This is a genomic window from Rossellomorea sp. YZS02, assembly GCF_033963925.1.
Taxonomy (GTDB): Bacteria; Bacillota; Bacilli; order Bacillales; family Bacillaceae_B; genus Rossellomorea.
In genome coordinates this window covers 77,851-96,933 of sequence record NZ_JAXBLY010000005.1, presented here as the reverse complement: position 1 = coordinate 96,933, position 19,083 = coordinate 77,851, and the positions used below count along the sequence as shown (strand labels likewise).

12 protein-coding genes are annotated in these 19,083 nt (G+C 42.7%); 8 read left to right on the top strand and 4 right to left on the bottom strand.

Features of this window, described 5'->3' with window-relative positions; translation table 11 throughout:
* The first annotated feature begins 21 nt into the window (after positions 1-21).
* From SLH55_RS06755 to SLH55_RS06730, 6 genes are all read left to right on the top strand, one after another.
* Positions 22-1,632 (top strand): sensor histidine kinase, encoded by a 1,611-nt coding sequence (locus SLH55_RS06755; RefSeq protein WP_320322997.1) that lies wholly within the window; start codon positions 22-24, stop codon positions 1,630-1,632.
* Positions 1,616-2,314 carry a response regulator gene (locus tag SLH55_RS06750; protein WP_320322996.1) on the top strand — a complete coding sequence of 233 codons (699 nt, stop codon included), beginning with the start codon at positions 1,616-1,618 and terminating at the stop codon, positions 2,312-2,314. Before SLH55_RS06755 ends, SLH55_RS06750 begins: the two co-directional genes overlap by 17 nt.
* A gap of 134 nt (positions 2,315-2,448) precedes the next feature.
* Positions 2,449-3,447, top strand: coding sequence for a TAXI family TRAP transporter solute-binding subunit (locus SLH55_RS06745; RefSeq protein WP_320322995.1), 999 nt, complete (start codon positions 2,449-2,451; stop codon positions 3,445-3,447).
* Positions 3,448-3,510: 63 nt separating this feature from the next.
* Positions 3,511-3,957, top strand: a complete 447-nt coding sequence (locus SLH55_RS06740) for a DUF1850 domain-containing protein (RefSeq protein ID WP_320322994.1) — start codon at positions 3,511-3,513, stop codon at positions 3,955-3,957.
* 15 nt (positions 3,958-3,972) lie between these two features.
* Complete coding sequence (locus tag SLH55_RS06735; RefSeq protein ID WP_320322993.1) at positions 3,973-6,135, top strand: TRAP transporter permease; 2,163 nt, start codon at positions 3,973-3,975, stop codon at positions 6,133-6,135.
* 15 nt (positions 6,136-6,150) lie between these two features.
* Positions 6,151-6,942, top strand: a complete 792-nt coding sequence (locus tag SLH55_RS06730) for an SDR family oxidoreductase (RefSeq protein ID WP_320322992.1) — start codon at positions 6,151-6,153, stop codon at positions 6,940-6,942.
* Positions 6,943-6,983: 41 nt separating this feature from the next.
* Here the strand turns inward: SLH55_RS06730 and SLH55_RS06725 are convergent, their stop codons facing one another.
* Together SLH55_RS06725 and SLH55_RS06720 are read right to left on the bottom strand one after the other, a co-directional pair.
* Positions 6,984-8,054, bottom strand: coding sequence for an SDR family oxidoreductase (locus SLH55_RS06725; RefSeq protein WP_320322991.1), 1,071 nt, complete (start codon positions 8,052-8,054; stop codon positions 6,984-6,986).
* Positions 8,055-8,188: 134 nt separating this feature from the next.
* Entirely contained in the window at positions 8,189-10,195 is a 2,007-nt protein-coding gene (locus SLH55_RS06720) for a penicillin-binding transpeptidase domain-containing protein (protein WP_320322990.1), read from the bottom strand.
* 413 nt (positions 10,196-10,608) lie between these two features.
* Between SLH55_RS06720 and SLH55_RS06715 the strand changes: the two genes are divergently transcribed.
* Both SLH55_RS06715 and SLH55_RS06710 read left to right on the top strand, forming a co-directional pair.
* Positions 10,609-11,574 (top strand): rhodanese-related sulfurtransferase, encoded by a 966-nt coding sequence (locus tag SLH55_RS06715; protein ID WP_320322989.1) that lies wholly within the window; start codon positions 10,609-10,611, stop codon positions 11,572-11,574.
* A gap of 493 nt (positions 11,575-12,067) precedes the next feature.
* On the top strand, positions 12,068-13,258 hold the full coding sequence (locus tag SLH55_RS06710; protein ID WP_320322988.1) for a LysM peptidoglycan-binding domain-containing protein: 1,191 nt from the start codon (positions 12,068-12,070) through the stop codon (positions 13,256-13,258).
* 52 nt (positions 13,259-13,310) lie between these two features.
* Here SLH55_RS06710 and SLH55_RS06705 read toward each other — a convergent pair whose 3' ends face one another.
* A complete protein-coding gene (locus tag SLH55_RS06705; RefSeq protein WP_320322987.1) occupies positions 13,311-14,579 on the bottom strand; it encodes a DUF3221 domain-containing protein in 1,269 nt (422 codons plus the stop codon).
* 115 nt (positions 14,580-14,694) lie between these two features.
* Positions 14,695-18,999, bottom strand: coding sequence for an S-layer homology domain-containing protein (locus SLH55_RS06700; protein ID WP_320322986.1), 4,305 nt, complete (start codon positions 18,997-18,999; stop codon positions 14,695-14,697).
* Between the last annotated feature and the right edge of the window lie 84 nt (positions 19,000-19,083).

Below are 19,083 nucleotides of genomic sequence, written 5' to 3'. Positions count from 1 at the left end.
AAAGAGGAAGGAATATTCAGAATGAACCGAAAACACATGCCTATTCGCTGGAAAATGACGATTTTATCCTTCGGGGTTGTCTTATTTGCCCTTATCATCGGATTCATTATTTTTGTTGGAAAAGCAATCGAGATGAAGAAAGAGGAATTAGGAAACCAGGCACTAATTACCGCCAGGACTGTGGCGAATCTCCCTACCGTTCAAATTCATCTGGAAGAGTCACAGGGCTGGAAGGTCATTCAACCGATGGTCGAGAACATCAGAACCGTCAATGGATCAGACTATATCGTTGTGCTCAATATGAATCGCATTCGGTACTCCCACCCCTCCGATGAGCAGCTTGGGACGATATCGGCCGGGAAAGATGAGGGCCCGGCTTTCGCCGAGCACAGTTATGTTTCAACAGCTAAAGGCGAGCTCGGCATGGCGGTGAGAGGGTTTGTACCTGTTATGAACGCCGATCACAAGCAAATCGGTGTCGTAGTCGTCGGAATTCTTCTCCCTTCTACCCTTGATATTATGAGGAATCTACAAAATGAACTGATGATCATAGGGGCGATCACTCTTTTATTTGGGATGATGGGTTCATGGTTGTTAGCAAGACAAATCAAGAAAGATACCTTTCAGCTTGAACCCCATGAAATTGGAAAGCTCCTGGTGGAACGGACGGCAACATTTCAAGCGATGAATGAAGGAATCATCGCCATCGATAATCAACAAAGAATCACCGTGTTTAACGAAAAGGCCAAAGACATTGTACAGGTAAACGGGCATCTAACCGGAAAACCCATTCAGGAGATCCTGCCTTCTTCTAAATTGCCTGAAATCATGACAGCAAAAGATCCTATTTATCGTGAAGAAATGAAATTAGGGAACAAGATTGTATTAAGCTCCAGGGTTCCTATTTTGGTAAACGAACAGATCGTAGGAGCTGTCGCCGTGTTCCAGGACCGAACAGAAATGACGACGCTTGCGGAAGAACTGACCGGGGTGAAAGAATTCATTGAGGCATTAAGGGTTCAAACTCATGAACACCAGAATACATTACATACTGTTGCCGGACTGATTCAACTGGAAAAAAATGAGAAAGCACTCGAATATATCTTTCAGTCTTCTCAGGAAAAGGACGACCTCTCTGCTTTTCTGGCCCAGCGAATCAAGCTTGACCGGTTGAAAGGTTTGCTCCTTGGCAAGATCATGCGTGGAAAAGAAATGGGAATCGAGGTGAAGATTGATCCCGATAGCTATCTTTCCTCTCCCCCTCCTCTGTTGGATGAACATGATTTGGTGATTCTACTTGGAAACTTCATTGAAAATAGTTTCTATGCTTTAAAGAAGATGAGTGATGAATCAAAGTTCATTCATCTCTATCTAAAAGAAGAGCGGGATACGTTTCATCTCGAGATTGAGGATAATGGCATCGGAATGTCAAACGAACAGATTCCACAGTTATTCCAGAAAGGGTATACGACCAAAGGAAAGGACGGGTCGGGAATCGGACTTTATTTAATTCACAGCATCGTTGAGAAAGCGAATGGCCAAATCAACGTAGAATCAACACCGCATGAAGGAACGCTTTTCCAACTTACTTTTCCCATGAACGGAGGGAAGACTCATGAAGAAACTGATTAACGTACTGCTTATAGAAGATGATCCGATGGTTCAGGAGGTCAATCGGATGTTTATCGAACGGGTACCGGGCTTTGCAGTCTGCGCCATTGCAGGAAACGGCCAAGAGGGTGCTGAGAAGGTAGCCTCTTTCCAACCGGACCTTATTCTCCTGGACAATTTCATGCCGAAACAAAATGGTCTAGAAACCTTACAAGCCTTTAGAAAGCAAGACACAGACGTGGATGTGATTGTGATATCGGCCGCACAGGATAAAGAGACTATCCGGACGATGATGAGGCTGGGAGTAGTTGATTACATCATCAAGCCTTTCAAGTTTGAGCGGTTAAAACAGGCACTTAAAAAATATCAATCTTTTAAACAACACATGATGGGGGACGGTACGATTGGCCAGGAGGAAATTGATCGACTGCAAGGAGGTCCCTCCCCTGCAAAAACTGACAAACAAATAGTAGACTTACCAAAAGGATTGAACCAGCAAACCCTTGAACAAATCGTTCAGTTTCTCTCTGGACAATCTCTCCCCCTTTCAGCAGAAGAAACGGCGGAAGGAATCGGGATTGCCCGCGTCACTGCCCGGAGATACTTAGATTACCTGCTTAAATCGGACCAGGTTCAAATGGTTATCGAGTATGGCAGTATTGGAAGACCCGTCAATCGTTATCAGTGGAAAGAGAAAGGATGAGGCCGTTTTTGCCTCATCTTTTTTTGTCCAAACAAAGACCAAAAAGACCAAAATGTCCTTTATGTTCTAAATATTCTAATATTTAATTGAAAGCGTTACCATTCTAAATAGGTAATAAAAAGGAGGACGAAACGATGAAAAAATTCAAATGGATTTCAATCATAGCCCTTGTCTCACTCTTGCTGGCTGCCTGCGGAAGCGACGACGCAAGCGGAGGAGAATCCGGAAGTGGCAGTGATTCATCCAGTCAATCCATCGTATTTGGTACAGGTGGTACATCAGGAGCTTATTATGCAATCGGCGGATCATTAAAGCCGATTTTTGAAGAAAGTGATTCAATCGGAAACGTGACAGTGGAATCGACAGGTGCTTCTGTTGCCAACATCCAAAACATCACCGACGGGTTAAACCAAATGGCGATCGTAATGAGTGATGTGGCGTATGATGCAGTGGAAGGAAAAGGACAATTCGAAGGGAACAAGGTCGATGTCCAGGCGATTGCAGGTATGTATCAAAACGTCGTGCAGGTTGTGGCGATGTCTGATAGCGGAATTAAGAGCATTGAAGATTTAAAAGGTAAGAAAGTAGGCGTCGGACAGGTTGGATCGGGTGTGGAACAGAGCGCTAAAAAGGTGTTGGAAGCTGCCGGTTTAACGTATGACGACCTGGAGAAAGTGACTCATACGGGCTACGCGGATTCTGTTCAGGAAATGAAGAATGGAACGTTGGATGCTGCTTTCTTTACATCAGGAGTACCGAATAGTAATATCACCGATCTTATGCAGCAAAACGATGTGTCGTTTGTTGAAATCAATGGAGATCTCGCTGATAAACTAATGGAGAAATACCCATTTTATAAAACGTTCACAATCGAATCCGGTGACAAAGCGAAATACAACCTCGATAAGAAAGTTGAAACCGTTGGTATCCAGAACATGCTGATTGTTTCTAAGGATCTAAGTGAAGACACGGTGTATGACTTAACGAAGCGGTATTATGACTACTTAGGAACAGACGCTGTAGCAGTTGCACCGCTTAAGGAAGTGAACCGGGACGAAATGGCGAAGGGCCTCATCGCGCCTCTTCACCCAGGGGCAAAGAAGTTTTATGAAGAAAAAGGGTTACTGGAATAATCGAAAAAGGGCATCAATCCTGGTGCCCTCTTCTTTCTATCTATGAAAAAAAGAATACTGGTTATGATTATCCTTCTCTCTCTTTCCGCCTTTGTCCCAATGAATACATTGCTCTTATCCTATGAAAATAAAATAAAAATCGTTCAGCCGTTTTTAGAAGAGAAAGACGTTTCCATACGCTGGACCCATTCTGTTGAAAAAGAAGATTGGGAAGAATTCTTTCATATTCAAGATAAAACCATTCTATTGACTTCAACCCGGTTCAAAACGTTCGGAGCCGGCGTCCCTGATCACGCAGGAGAAGATACATATATAAAAGATGGCTGGGTCTATATGACAGGCATCCATCAAGTGATCGGAAGCTCACTACGCTTTCAAACAGGTAAGGAAACAAATCATCGCATCCTAATGAACGGAGAGACCATTGCCCTTGATCCTCAAGTGTCCTACGAATTATCGGTGAGGTCCGTCCCTCTGTATAAAGTGTTATCTATGATGGTTAAAGATTAAGCGAGGTGACTCATAATGAAAAATCAGAAGAATACATCGGTGGAAGAGTTGGACCGGGAGGGGAATACGAGGAGCAAGGTTCCGAAGGTGATCGCTCTCTTCCTGTTAGTACTAGCAGCCGGGATTGCCCTCTTTCATTTATATACGTCCTACGCTGGAGCCCTGGTTGATGTGAAGCAGCGAAGTATTCACTTATATGGACTGATGGCGATCGGCTTTATCCTCTACCCTATGGTGAGTAAAAAGAAAGATCAGTCTGTTCCTTTCTATGATTATATATTCAGCGGATTATCGTTATTTGTTAGCATTTATATGTTATTCAGCGCCGAACGGATCATCCGGACAGGCGGACAAATCAATGATATGGATTTCTATGTCGGAATCCTTGTCATCATTCTTCTTCTCGAATTGACAAGACGTGTGACTGGTTGGGGTTTAACCCTGCTGGCCGTGGGATTCTTAATTTACGGACTCTACGTGAAGCTGTCCATTTATCCGGAATTGAATTCACAGATCACTTTGACTGTAACGAAGAAAATGATTTCCCAGCTGGTCTATATTACAGAAGGAATTCTTGGTACAGCGATCGGCGTGTCTGCAAGCTACATCATTCTATTCATCTTATTTGGAGCATTCCTGAGCCGCTCCGGAATGGGGAAATTATTTAATGATTTGGCTCTGGCTGTTGCCGGTCATACAAAGGGCGGTCCCGCCAAAGTGGCGGTCATTGCCAGTGGATTCCTTGGTTCCATTAACGGGTCGGCCGTTGCCAATGTCGTGACGACCGGTGCCTTCACCATCCCATTGATGAAGAAAATCGGATATAAGAAAGAGTTTGCAGGCGCGGTCGAATCAGCAGCAAGTGTCGGTGGACAAATTCTTCCTCCGATCATGGGTGCAGCGGCCTTTATTATGGCTGAGAATCTTAATATCCCTTATACCAAGGTGATCTTGGCAGGGATTATCCCTGCCCTGCTTTTCTACATCGGCATTCTGCTACAGGTGCACTTTAGAGCTTCCAAGCGCGGATTACACGGAGTACCGAAATCAGAACTTCCATCCGTGAAGGCAGTGCTCGCTGAACGGGGACATCTGATTATCCCGATGGTGATTCTCCTTTACTTATTATTCTCAGGAAAAACACCATTCTACGCTGCCTTCTGGTCGATTTTAGCTACGATCATCATTTCCGGATCGAAGCAGGTTCTGGCTCTATTCACTCTCTTAGGCGTATTCTTTGTTTTTCAACCGCAGGTGAATGGGCTTTTATCAGGAGATGGGATTCCCCCACTGAAAAGCAGCTGGTGGGAACTGCTGTTGGTCATTGTGATCCCATTAGTCATCAACCTGTTTAGAAAAACGAAGAATCTGGAAGCCGAAGAAATCGGCTTGAAGGATTGTGTACAGGCATTGGAAGAAGGGGCCAAAACGACAATCCCTGTTGCCGTTGCCTGCGGTGCCGTGGGGATTGTGGTAGGGGTGGCTTCTCTTACGGGCGTTGCTCTTGAGTTAGCAAACAGCATTGTTGGTATTGGTGAAATGATCGACAGTCCGCTTCTTCAGCTGGTGATTACTTTACTTCTGACGATGGTAACGTCTATCGTGTTGGGAATGGGACTACCAAGTATACCAACCTATATCATTACAAGCACCATGGCAGCTCCGATTCTATTACAATTGCCACTGTTCCGTGAACTGGCAGGATCGACGGAAACGGCTGTGTTTGTGGCTCATATGTTTGTATTCTATTTTGGAATCTTTGCGAATATCACACCGCCTGTCGCATTGGCAGCCTTTGCCGGGGCAGGAATCAGCGGCGGTGATCCGACGAAGACGGGATTCCAGGCGATGAGGCTCGCCATAGCTGGATTCATCGTTCCGTTTATGTTCGTGTTTTCCCATGAGATGTTGATGGTGGATGCTACGGTTACAAGCATCATCACTCTCACCATCACCTCTGTCATCGGCGTATTTCTTTTATCTGTATCCATTGAGGGCTATTTCAAGAAGGAATTCCCTGTCAGCCTGAGACTCATCAGCACGATTGCCGCTTTTCTCCTGATTTACCCTGGCTGGATCACAGATATCATCGGGTTCACCGTGTTTGTTTTCGTACTGTTTTGGAACTACCAGGGAAAGGGTAAAACGATAAGTAAAGAGATTAATATAAACCATTAAATGAGGTGGATATGAATGGATTTCGGTTTAAAAGATAAAGCAGTGATTGTGACCGCATCAAGTAAAGGTTTAGGAAAAGCAACGGCACTTGAGCTGGCAAAAGAAGGTGCACGCGTGCTTATTTCCAGTCGAAATGAAGACGAGCTTCAGAAGGCAGCAAGTGAAATCATGAAACTGTCAGATAATCAGCATATACATTACATGACTTGCGACATGACGAAACCTGAAGAAATCCGATCACTCGTTGAAACAGCAGTTACGAAACTAGGTGGTGTTGACATTCTCGTCAATAATACCGGCGGTCCACCAGCAGGAGGATTCCAGGAATTTGATGATGACGACTGGCAATATGCCTTCGAATTGAACCTGCTCAGTTATATCCGAACGATCAGAGAGGTAATCCCTCATATGAAAAAGGTGAATGGTGGACGAATCGTGAATATCGCTTCTTCATCCACAAAGCAATCCATCGACGGCCTGATTCTATCCAACACCTTCAGGACAGGAATGGTTGGATTGTCTAAGAGCTTATCAAGGGAACTCGCACAGGATCAGATCCTCATCAACACGGTCGGTCCTGGAAGAATCGCAACAGATCGGGTCGCAGAGCTGGATCAGTTAAACGCTGAAAAGCGCAATATATCCTCGGAAGAGTTAAAGAGTATGAGCGAAAAAGCGATTCCTATAGGACGCTATGGTGAGCCCGATGAGTTTGCCAAAGTGATAGCGTTCTTAGTCTCTGACGCCAACACCTATTTAACGGGACAATCCCTTGTGGTGGACGGTGGGATGGTGACCGCATTATAATAAGAAAACCCAAAAGGATAATCCTTTTGGGTTTTCTTCAATTATACCGTTAGTTTCCCACTATTCTCTCCATATCCTTCACGAATGATCATCTCGATCGTCTCTTCCGACATCTCCAGATGAGATACATCCGTCCCTTCGATCAGCTCTTGGGTATTCCGGTCATCAAATGTTAATGCGCCAGCCAGGTATATTTTAAACACATCAATCAAGCTGTTAAGCTTTACTTCTTCTTCATCCAATTCATATGCTCCAATATTCTCAACTACAGATAAATTTTGAAATTCAAGGGCATCCTTCAACATGTTGAGCAGTTCAATGTTTTCAGGTGGATTCGGGTTAGTTATATTATAGATCTTGTCCGGCTGTGCTTTGTCAGGAGCCAGGCTTAAAATGTCTGCTACATAGTCCACCGGTACGAGATTGGATGTACCGTTCTTGGCGGCTACCAGCCTGTACGTACGCTCTTCCCCTTTTCGTCTCGCAGTCTTCCGCTTGAAAACGGCGAGAGCACGCATAAAACCATACAGGGTAAACTGCGAATCGGCTTCACCGGTTTTCGAATCTCCCACAATGATGGCCGGACGGAAGATGGATACGTCCATTTTGTCCCGGTATGAAAACACAAGATGCTCGGATTTCACTTTACTCTCTTCGTATGGATTGTTAAACCTTCCGTCTTGAGGATAAAGCTCCTCCACACCTTCGGATAACTTCCCTACCGTGTAAGCCGTACTCACATAATAGAATTTTTTCACTTGAAGACGTGCTGCAAGTTCCAGTATGTGCTTCGTCCCATCGTAATTTGCGGCAAATAATTCATCACGCAGATCTTGATCAAATTTCACAAGGGCTGCCAGATGATAAACGGCATCAATCTTATCCTTTAACCATTCCAGATCATCCATGCTCAGTCCGGCATGTGGAACCGTGATATCCCCTTGAAAAATATGAATTCTCCTTTGATCTTTTTCTGGAAATGAATCTCTTAATCTCTCGGCCTTCCCAACATTCCTTACTAATATATACACTTCATTCCTGTGATTTTGTAAAAGGTTCTTAATCAGCTTTCCACCAAGAAAACCTGTCGATCCCGTTAAAAATATATTCACATTGATCACCCCTGTTGTATTTCAACCACGTCGGTCATTCTGTCTATCATATCACAGATTGAAAGCGGAATCGTCGGGAAAAGCGTCATGGAACATAGTGACAAAAAGAGAGGAGCATCCGCCCCTCTCTGCCATTATTTCCAGCTATCGTAAAACTTCTTTGCCACCTGGACTGTATGGGTACTGCCACCGGCGTCCTGCACATCTTCAAGGAGCATGGCCAAAACCATCGACGGGTCATTCTGGTCATATGAAACGAACAGCCCATTTTCCGTTCCGGTTGTCCCTTGCTCTGACTTGATTTCTGCCGTCCCGGTCTTGCCTGCGATTGCTTTCCCCTCTACGCTTGCCTTACCGGCAATTCCTTCTGTGACGACCTTCCTCAAATTCGTCTTCATCATGTCTGCTTGTTCTTTCGAAAGCAAATCCTTCTTCCACACCTTTTGCTCTCTGTCCTTCAGAAGTCGCGGTTCCATCATGGTTCCATCATGGATGATGCCGCCGTAAGCACTTGCCAGGTGAACGATGCTCATCAGTACCTCACCTTGACCAAAAGCAGAATCGGCCAACTGGACTTCTTTAGAGATACTGCCGTCGTTCGAGACTTGTGATTTATAGATCGGATAAGACATCGGAATCTCTTCGCCAAAGCCGAAATCCTTCAAACCGGAAATAAAGGTGTCCGAACCCATCTCTAATCCAACACGGGCAAAATAGATGTTATCCGAGAATTTAAGGGCGCTTTCTAAATCCACCCTGCTTTCATTATCAAAGACACGGACGACTTTGTAATTCCCCCACGACTCATCCTTTTTCCACGTCTTCCCTTTGATGTCATAGATTTTCTTAGGGTCCAGCTTGCCGGATTTTAGTCCGACGGAGGCGGTGATGCCCTTCATGGTCGATCCTGGTGAATAGGTAAGCGGAAATCGGTTCCGTAGTGGCTTCTTCGGATCTTCGTTCAATTGTTTATATGCCTCAGAAGACATCCCTAATACGAACTCATTCGGATCATAAGCGGGTGTGCTCACAAGAGCCAACGCCTCTCCCGTTTGAGGATTGATGGCTGCCGCGGTCCCTGCCTCATCCTTCATCTGAGCATATATTTTCTTTTGCATTTCGGCATCGATGGTCAACGTAATGTTCTTCCCATCCTGAACAGGTTGCTCGACCACGGTTACAGCTTCTTCTGAATCCTGTTTCTTTAGATAAACCCGCTGTCCGTTCTTGCCTCGCAGCTGATCTTCATATACTTCCTCTGCACCGCTTAAGCCCATCAAGGACTGAGCGGTATAGCCTTTGTCTTTCAGCTTTTCCAATTTCTCTGCCGTAAGCTTTCCGATGTAGCCGGTGAGATGAGCGGTGGCTTCTCCATATGGATATTCCCTTGCCGACACCCTTTTAGAGTAAAGTCCGTCCAAATCGATTACTTCAAGAGCGAGAGGACGCTCTTTTAAGGCAATTTTTTTAATAGGAACAAAATAGTCAGGCTTCACCCAGCTTGCGTCCAGCTTACTCTTTATTTGTTCTGGTGATAAATCGAGTAAGAATGACAGCTTACTCATGTCATTTTCATTAAACTCTTTCGGCACAATCCCAAGCTCGAATGCTTCTCCGTTGATCGCAAGAGGCTGCTGATTCCGGTCCAGGATTTCCCCGCGCTTGGCCGAAATACTCTCAACACCGACCTTATCGTCCTTTTCCATTTCAGGCAGGATAAACGAAGGATCCCATTTCACGAACCAGTTTTCATCGTCATCCTTCTTTTCTTTGGTTAACGTGACATCTTTTTTATACGACACTTCACCGGCCAGAGTTTTGAACGAAATGGTCATGGGGAATTTAGCTTTCGTTTCTTTGTCCCAGTCCACTTCTTGATCCGGCTTTTTAAAGGATATTTTCACATCCTTTACTTCCAGATCTTTATAGATGTCTTTATATCTCGTGACGAAGTCTTCTTTTTTGTAGGTATCTTTGGTTGAGGAGGTTATGTAGTCCTTAAACATTTCATCAAATTTCTCTTTGTTCCAAAGATCAACGTATGTCTGCAGGCGGTCATCAGGCTGAGGTTTCTCCTGACATCCTGCGGCCATTAGACTGAGAGCGACAAAGAAACAAAGCAGCATGATTTTTTTGACCATATGTAGTGACAGCCCCTTATTATTTGTTATATTCATTGTTTCAAATACTATCCATATTTACAAATTTAATGAATTGGTGGTAGGACATTCTCTTATTGAGTACCGGCTAAATTTGTCGAGTTATAGCCAATGGCACGTATATTGGATTTTTGGCAGATAAAAATGGAATATGGCACGCAAACCCGAAAAATGGCAGATAAATCCTGAATAAGGCTCATATCCCACCACTATCGCCACAACCATCCCCCACGAAACCCAATATCCACCACCTTTTCCTCACAATCACCAGCATTTATCCCCTACACATGATGCAATTTCATAAAAATTTGTTATAATAGTACATCGTAAGAGTAATAAGGAACTGAATCCTAAGATTATATCTTGCAAATATATATCGATAGGTGGAAATAAACATGAAAGATTATCGAGTACTACTGTATTACAACTATGTTGACATTGAGAATCCGGAGGAAGTCACTGCACAGCACAAACAAATGTGCTCGGACCTTGGCCTGATGGGACGTATCCTGATTTCATCCGAAGGAATCAACGGAACATGCTCCGGAACGATCGAGCAGACGGATGCCTATATGGAAGCAATGAGACAGGATCCTCATTTCAAGGACACTGTGTTCAAAATTGACGAAGCAGACGAGCATGCGTTCAAGAAATTGAAAGTCAAGCACCGTCCAGAGCTTGTGACTCTTCGTCTTGAAGATGATGTGAATCCAAATGAGCTTACAGGTGAATACCTTGAACCTAAGGATTTCTTTGAACAAATCCAACAGGAAGATACGATTCTTCTTGATGCACGTAACGATTATGAATATGAACTAGGACACTTCAGAGGGGCTGTGAAGCCGGATATCAAGAACTTTCGTGATCTTCCGAACTGGGTCCGTGACAATAAAGATTTACTGGAAGGCAAAAAGATCATCACGTATTGCACGGGTGGTATCCGCTGTGAAAAATTCTCAGGCTGGTTAGTAAAAGAAGGCTTTGAGAATGTGGCACAGCTGCACGGTGGAATCGCAACCTACGGTAAAGATCCTGAAGTAAAAGGTCAACTGTGGGATGGTCAGCTTTATGTGTTCGACGAGCGTATCGGTGTTCCTGTCAACCAGACTGAGCACGTTGTCGTAGGGAAAGATTTCTACACAGGTGAACCTTGTGAACGCTACGTAAACTGCGCACACCCACCTTGTAACCGTAAAATTCTTTGCTCTGAAGAAAATGAGCATAAATATATGAGAAGCTGCTCTGATGAGTGCCGCAAGAGCCCTGAGAACCGCTACATTGTGGAGCATAGTTTAACAGAGGAAGAAGTGGCAGAGCGTTTGGCAGTGATTGAGCGTGAGAAGGAAACAGCGACGATCTAAGCCAACTGGACATTACAGGATAATAATAAAACGCTTGGAGACTCCAAGCGTTTTTAGTTTTATATTCAATTCTTTTTAATTATCTCGTTGTCATTTCATCATCCAAAAGCAATACCGCTGCACATATAACCAAAAACCACCAACCAATGTCTTTCTTGTACGTGGTTGCTAAAATTGAAATGATAAAATACCACGCTACCTTCAGGGGCTACTTCATTGTATTACCTTTTCAAAGTAAATTACATAATGGATCTCTCACAGCGTTTCATCTATCACTCTACTATGACATCCCCCAAAAACTCCAACTTTTGAATCTTCACATTCAGATTAACTTCATAAAACATAATCCCTTTTCCCCACAAAAACTTTCATAAAATTTAGACTTCACAACAATATTTTATGATATATTCTAATTAATACTATAATCTTCCACTATATGATAAAAGATGTCGGAATCAACCAATATTCCATGCTGAAAAGGAGAAAAGACAAATTGAAAAAAGCGATCGTAACAGTGACGACAACGGCAATTTTATCTTCCGGTTTCATTGCACATGCTTCCGCCAGCACCCATAAAGTCGAGTCCGGTGAATCTTTATGGTCGATCTCAAAAAAATACAATACAAATGTGAACGATTTAAAAGCATTGAATAACTTGTCAAAAGATGTTATTTTTCCAAACCAAGTTCTGAAAATTGTTCAGACAAGCTCTATGCCTCAAATCAAACCTAAGGAAGATCTTCCTACTTCTGGAACTGTATCAACCAAATCATATGAAGTTAAATCCGGTGATACTCTTGGAAAAATAGCTAAATTATTTTCTCTTTCAATTTCGGATCTGATGAACCGCAACAACCTTACAAGTCATTTAATTTTCCCAGGACAAAAGTTGATAGTATCCAACAGATCAACACCCGAAACAAATGAATCAAGCAGCCCAATTGCTCAACAAACCGCTACATACACAGTAACTCCTGGAGATACTTTGTCACACATCAGTGTAAGATTCGGTATGACTATTCAACAGATTAAAGATCTGAATGGCTTAAAAAATGATACGATTTATATTGGCCAACAGCTGAAAACAGGCAGAAACGATGGGAACCCACCGAAAGAGGAACCCACAGTTCCCGTGGATCCGACAGAGAGTAAAAAATATACAGTCCAGCCTGGAGATTCTCTATCAGCAATCGGCAATCGTTTCAATGTTTCATTACATGACTTAAAAACCTGGAATAACCTTACTAGTGACCGTATTTTGGCTGGTCAGGTTCTTTCAATAGGCAGTTCTATTGATCCACCTACCCCTGGGACTGGCTCTCAGAACAGTACCGATGTGCTCACTCAGGCAAAAATGCTCCTCGGTACCCCTTATTTATGGGGAGGCACAACACCTGCCGGCTTTGATTGCAGTGGATTCATCTATTACGTCCATAAACAGGCAGGCCAATCGTTGAAAAGATACTCAAGTGAAGGATATTACAGTAGATCTTATTATGTTGACAGTCCAAAACCCGGTGATTTAGTATTCTTTGAGAATACCTATAAAAAAGGCATCTCTCACCTGGGTATTTATTTAGGTGATAATCAATTTATCCACGCAGGGGACAACGGCGTCGAGATTACTAGTTTGAGTGGCTCATATTGGAGTTCCAAGTTTGATGGATTTAAGCGATTATATTAATGGCAAAAGAGTTCGTGGAGTTTGAATCCATGGACTCTTTCCATTAAGTTTCCTACTTTTCTTCATCGGGGAAGATAATCTCGATTACTTCTTTATCTCTTACGAATACAACGAGCCACTGGTCATCATCCTCATTGTAAGAGATATCACGGATAGCAAGTATATGCTTATCTTTATCACTCTTCGCTTTCTCAATGCCCAGCTGAACTACTTCTGATTCTGTCAAATCAGCATGACTCGGTTTATATTCAGGAAGAACATCCACATAAAGCGCTTTTCCCTTCCCGGGGTATGATTCCATAATCGGCCCGGATGCTTCTACATTAACCCTTTGCCCGACTTTTAATTTTTTGGATGCATCCGGAAAGCTATAATGCGTGGCTGAATAATATTCATTCACTCCTCCATTTTCACTATAATCACTTGCCTTTGCAGAAACAAGAAGCATACCCTCCTCACTCAGACTCATGACATATCCTCCATCCTTAGAAAGCTCATCTGTGTATTTTTCTTTGGGATAAGTGGTTTCCTTTTCACCTTTTTTGGGTACAAGTCGACCTTGTTGATGAAAGACGACCTTCCTGTTTGGAAAAGAGTCAACCAAGTTTGATTTCTGGTCTTCAGTGAGAAAGTTATGTCCGATTTGAATATTACCGGTAACTGTATCCACCGATACTTCACCAGCTAAACGATCCGGTGTCTCATGATTTTTTGCAATGGCTCTCACTTTTTCATTTACTTTATTCATTAGAGCATTATTCTCAGCTGTCGTATAAGGAGTATAGAAAATAAAAAGGTACTTCGCTTTGATTTCTCCAGCATCTACCTTTTTTTGCATTTCAGTTAGGACCTTTTCCAATCGGTCATCCGGTCTTTTAATACCAATCCAGAAACCTGATTGCTCAGCTCCCATGCTCTTACTTTCTGAAAAGACGACTCCAGCTTCATCTAATCCTTGGTATCCTCCATAAATTTCTTCCAACAAAGGCATAACCGCTTTCCCAACAACCGTTTGAATAGCCAACTCTTCCGCTAATTCATCAGTGGGTTTACCAAATTGACCTTTTTGAAAGTCCTTCCCTTCTTTTATTCCTTGAACAGTTTGATTCCATTTGGGTGTTTCTTGAACACTTTGCTCAAGTTTGGCAATGATGCTTCGTTTACTTACAGTTTCAATGGTTTTCCACCCTGAATCGTTTTCTGGCATGGCGGATTGAGTTTGATCTTCACCATTACTTCGATCAACAGTTGTATCGGTCCCACAAGCCGTTAATGATAGAAACATCGTGATCATGATAGTATATTTTAAGTGATTTTTCATAAACTCAGTCCTTTTAGTTTTATATGTCATTAGACGATGAAAGGGATAGAAAGTTACATAATTAGGAAAAAAAGCATCCACTCATAAAGAGTGGATGCTTCGGCTCAATGAAATTTTAGTTCATAAACTTGACGAATCTCAACGTTTCAGCAATGATTTTCGCCATTTGATCACGTTTCGTATAATCATTCGGCTTAAATACTCCACCGGACATACCGTTCATGACACCCGCCTGAGTAGCCAGGTTGAGGGCTTTTTGAGCTTCATTAGACATGTATTTTGAATCCTTATATTGTTCAGATCCTTTTTCAGTATCTAAATCAGCTTCATCATATCCGACAAAGTCCATGGCTCTCGCAATCATGATGGCTGCTTCCGCACGGGAAATTTTTTCGTATGGTTTAAAGGTTCCATCTTCCTTCCCTTTTATAATTCCCACTTCTAAGGCTGCCACCAATTCACCATCTTTGTTTACCGCTTCGTTTCCTGAAACGTCTTTAAACTGACCAGCATAAGGAGCATCCGCTACTAGCCCTAAGCTTCTGGATATTAAAGCAGCAAATTCACCACGGGTCATATCGGCATCAGGAGAATAAAACTCTGACGTTTTCCCATAGATGATGTGTTTTGAAGCCAATGTTTCAATGTATTCCTCTGCCCAATTCACTCCGTCGTTCACATCTTTGAATGTTTTGTCCATTTGGACGATTGCATAACGACTGTTGGTCTGACTCATGATCAAAGCATTTTTACCTTCAAATAAAGTTGGAACAGCTCTAATCGTTCCATCTTCTTTGATCATCACTGCAACGGCTTTGCTTGGATCGACTTCTTGGGCTGCCATAAGACCGCGTTTTACAAATTGATCGAAGTGTGACAGGTCTACTTCTTTTTCTCCATCGTTCACTACCACTTTAAATTCAACGACAGGAGAAACAACATTTAGGTTCCCCATTTCAGTTCCTGTCACTTTCTTAACCACAATTTTTGCGCTCTCGATATTCTGAACATCTAGCTCATTGATCGGAAGCATGTATGTTCCAAATGCTGTCTTTACTTCAATGACCGTTGCTTCAATATTATCTTTCAATGCTTGAAGAACCTTGGTTGAAACTTCTATAGCGTGAGCATCCTCACTTAACTCAAAGCTGATTTGCTCAAATTCACCGCTATATTTTTTCACTAATTGTGACACTTTCTCATCGTTTAGCTTCTGAACACCAGAAACAATCATTGAGGAATCCAGTTCAATTGTCAGTTTCCCGTCTTCTGGTTCCGTTGGGGTTGGATCAGTAGGGGTACCGCCATTATCTTCAAAATGAATTTTCGCAAGTACCGGATCATGGTCACTTGCACGTCCATCCTCTTCACTAAAGTCAGAGTTGATATTAATGCTATCAATCATTGTTGAGTTTACTAGATTATTGGTTACTAAAATATGATCAAGAACTTGAGAGTTTCCTTGATAAATATAAGAGTACCTCTGCTCTACAGGTAGTTTTTCCATCATATCGGTTAAAATATCACCTTTAAGCGTCTTGAGTGGGTTGGAGAATTCAAAGTCGTTCAGATCACCTAGAACAACGACATTTGCATCTTCAACTTTATCGTTTACGTTAGTCACAAAATCGTTAATGATTTTCGCCTGTTTAATCCGTTGTACTTCACTTCCAAGGACAACTGGGTGATCAGCTCCAAATAAAGCTCCATCCCCCCCTTTGGAATTGAAATGGTTTGCTACCACAATCACTTTTTCCCCATTGAACATGAATTCTGCTGCCAAAGGCTTACGAGAATCATCAAATGCTTCATTCATCGGGTCGACGCGCCCTGGGTTTTGAGTTAGTCCATTTTCATCCACACCAACAGATGTCACAGCATCTCCTTTGGCTTTATCAGTCAATTGAACACGTTGTGGATTGTAAATGAACCCAACGCGAATATTCCCACCTGGTTGACCTCCATCTGTCTTATCAGCAGGTGCAATATCAGTGAATTCGTAAGTCGGACCTCCGGCTTCTTCAATCGCTTTGATGATCGTTTCGTAGGATGCACTTGCATCTGTCGTTCCATCATCATCTGGACCGTTATTATCCTGGACTTCGACAAGTCCGATGATATCCGGTGTTTTCATATTTTTAACAATGGATTGGGCAATCTTTTCAACTTTGCCAGGGTCAATTCCAGCATAGAAATTTTCAATATTGTAAGAAGCAATCGTTAAATCTTCATTCACTGGAGTAATGGTTGTCACTTCACGCTCAGTTCCTCCATCGACAACTGTAGGGAAGGTTCCTGCCGGGCGGATTTTGAAATTGCTATAATCATAGCTTACATTTCCAGTGACTGGTCCACTAAGAGTATCTCCTGTTTTCGCATTAATATTGATTCCACCAACGTCAATTAACATGCGCTCAGGGTTATAATCTTCAGGAGATATTAATATTCCTCCTGCTCTTGTGCGAAGCTGATCTTCGCTTGTGCTTGCAATTACAGGAAGTTCATCATATTTTACTGGGCCTGTGATCGTCGCATCCGGAATTTCAATCAACATCCCCTCAAGACTTTCATAGAAGTCAAGACCGTCTGTTTCTGGATCAAATGTCATCATTTCATCATCTTCTACCACTTCTGTAGGTGGCATACGATCCTTACCAATCACGATTGGCGCAGGAACAGTGTTATCGGAAGATTCTACCGATACAGCCGATGCTGTGATTTGTGTTGTCAGAAGATCTTTAGCATCAGAATAGCCGTCTTCTCTCCATTCTTTCACTTGCCCTGACACATTTACTTTATCTCCAACCTTTACGTTATTTGCTTTTGCATAAACGTAGATACCTTCAGAAGTTGCCTCATTATCATCCGGTGTTTCTTCCTGCATATAGAATGCATTGGAGCCGGCTTTTGCTGTGACGATACCTTGTACATTGGAAACATTCATGCTTTCGTAAGGAGAAGTATGAGAGTCTCCTTGGATATCATGAATACTCAAACCATCGGCCGATTTCAGTATGTTATAAGTGAAGGTAGCTATTTCACTTGTTTCGTTATCTTTTGTTACCACTGCTTTAATGGTCGTATTTGATGTCAGTTCGATCGGTGCTGTGTATTCAGGGCTTGAAGCAGTTGGAGTTGTTCCATCCGTTGTAAAGTGGATGACTCCGTCTGTTGTTGCCGTTTGTAAAGTGATCTTTGTTCCTTCAGTGACAGATCCAGATTCAGGATTTGCCGTTACCGAAAAAGCTGTTTCGATGACGTCTGAAGAATTTCGTGGTACCAACTTATATTCGTTATAGTTATAGTCGATCACTCCACGAAGGATTTCGTATTTTTTTCCGATTTCCAAGAGGGAGCTGTCGCTTGGCTTAATGACGAATTGGCCCATGTCGTCTGTGGCAGTGAAATTACCGTTGCTGTCTTTTGAATCTATCGTTACATCTGTGAATTCAACGAAGGTTCCTTCATGTGGTTCTCCATTTTCAGCTGAGAGATCTGTTGAAATAAGAGATGTTGGTGAAGGAATTCCTTTGTCTTTCGTCGCGATTTCCACGTTTGAAGCTGATACTTCAATTTGTTGCATTCCATAATAGTCGGCCAACGTACCTTCAGCTATTACCTCATCCCCTGGTTGTGCCGTAAGTCCGCTGCCCCGGATGATGACGCCTGCTGTATCATCCTGGATGAATAGGTTGGTTTGTCCGCCTGCTTCGAAGGCTGCTGTTGCTGTGCCTTGGACTTTTACAGGTGTACCTTTAGGGGCTGTGCGTGCTTCAGCTATGCTGGTGAGTTCTACTGGGGTCGGGTCTGTAGGAGTTTCTCCAGATAGATGGGATCCGAGGTAGTCGAAGGTATCTTGAGAAAAAGAATTCCATTCGATTGAAGGGTCGAAACTATCAGTTATATCTGTGTCTCCTTTTACCACTGTGTCTTTGCGAACCAGCGTCACATTCTCTCCAAATTTCACATCGGATCCTACCTGCCCGATTGAATCGATAACGGTGTCATTTTTCTTTAATGTAATAGGATCGTTACCATTAAAATTAATGACTGTACCATTTCTTAAGTCTGCATGATCAAGAATGGACGTAGATGTTTTATCGTTATTACTTGCAACTACAAATACATCCCCATCGCTCAATATTCCTGATAGAGTCAGTGATACATTAGTCGTTTCTGCACCATTTGTATGTAATTCTAAGGAGTATTCTGATAGATCAATATCCGCACCCGTACCGTTGTATAACTCAATAGCCTTATTGTAACTGGAACCTTCAATATATTCTGAAATGATCAGGTCCTGAAATCCTTCCTCCGCAGCAGATACTTGCTGAGATAATGGAGGTGCAAACAGTCCTAAAGCCATGCTGGAAGCAACGGTTGCACTTAACATCTGTTTCTTTATTTTTTTGCCTTTCATACTCATCCTCCTGTCCATAGTAAAAAAAAGTAGAACTTTCGCCACTATTTTCAAGTATACAACAGGATTTGTCATAATAGTGTA

Coding starts and splice junctions, on each gene's coding strand:
- SLH55_RS06755 (WP_320322997.1), top strand. CDS start 22: ATGAACCGAAAACACATGCCTATTCGCTGGAAAATGACGATTTTATCC.
- SLH55_RS06750 (WP_320322996.1), top strand. CDS start 1,616: ATGAAGAAACTGATTAACGTACTGCTTATAGAAGATGATCCGATGGTT.
- SLH55_RS06745 (WP_320322995.1), top strand. CDS start 2,449: ATGAAAAAATTCAAATGGATTTCAATCATAGCCCTTGTCTCACTCTTG.
- SLH55_RS06740 (WP_320322994.1), top strand. CDS start 3,511: ATGATTATCCTTCTCTCTCTTTCCGCCTTTGTCCCAATGAATACATTG.
- SLH55_RS06735 (WP_320322993.1), top strand. CDS start 3,973: ATGAAAAATCAGAAGAATACATCGGTGGAAGAGTTGGACCGGGAGGGG.
- SLH55_RS06730 (WP_320322992.1), top strand. CDS start 6,151: ATGGATTTCGGTTTAAAAGATAAAGCAGTGATTGTGACCGCATCAAGT.
- SLH55_RS06720 (WP_320322990.1), bottom strand. CDS start 10,195: ATGGTCAAAAAAATCATGCTGCTTTGTTTCTTTGTCGCTCTCAGTCTA.
- SLH55_RS06715 (WP_320322989.1), top strand. CDS start 10,609: ATGAAAGATTATCGAGTACTACTGTATTACAACTATGTTGACATTGAG.
- SLH55_RS06705 (WP_320322987.1), bottom strand. CDS start 14,579: ATGAAAAATCACTTAAAATATACTATCATGATCACGATGTTTCTATCA.
- SLH55_RS06700 (WP_320322986.1), bottom strand. CDS start 18,999: ATGAAAGGCAAAAAAATAAAGAAACAGATGTTAAGTGCAACCGTTGCT.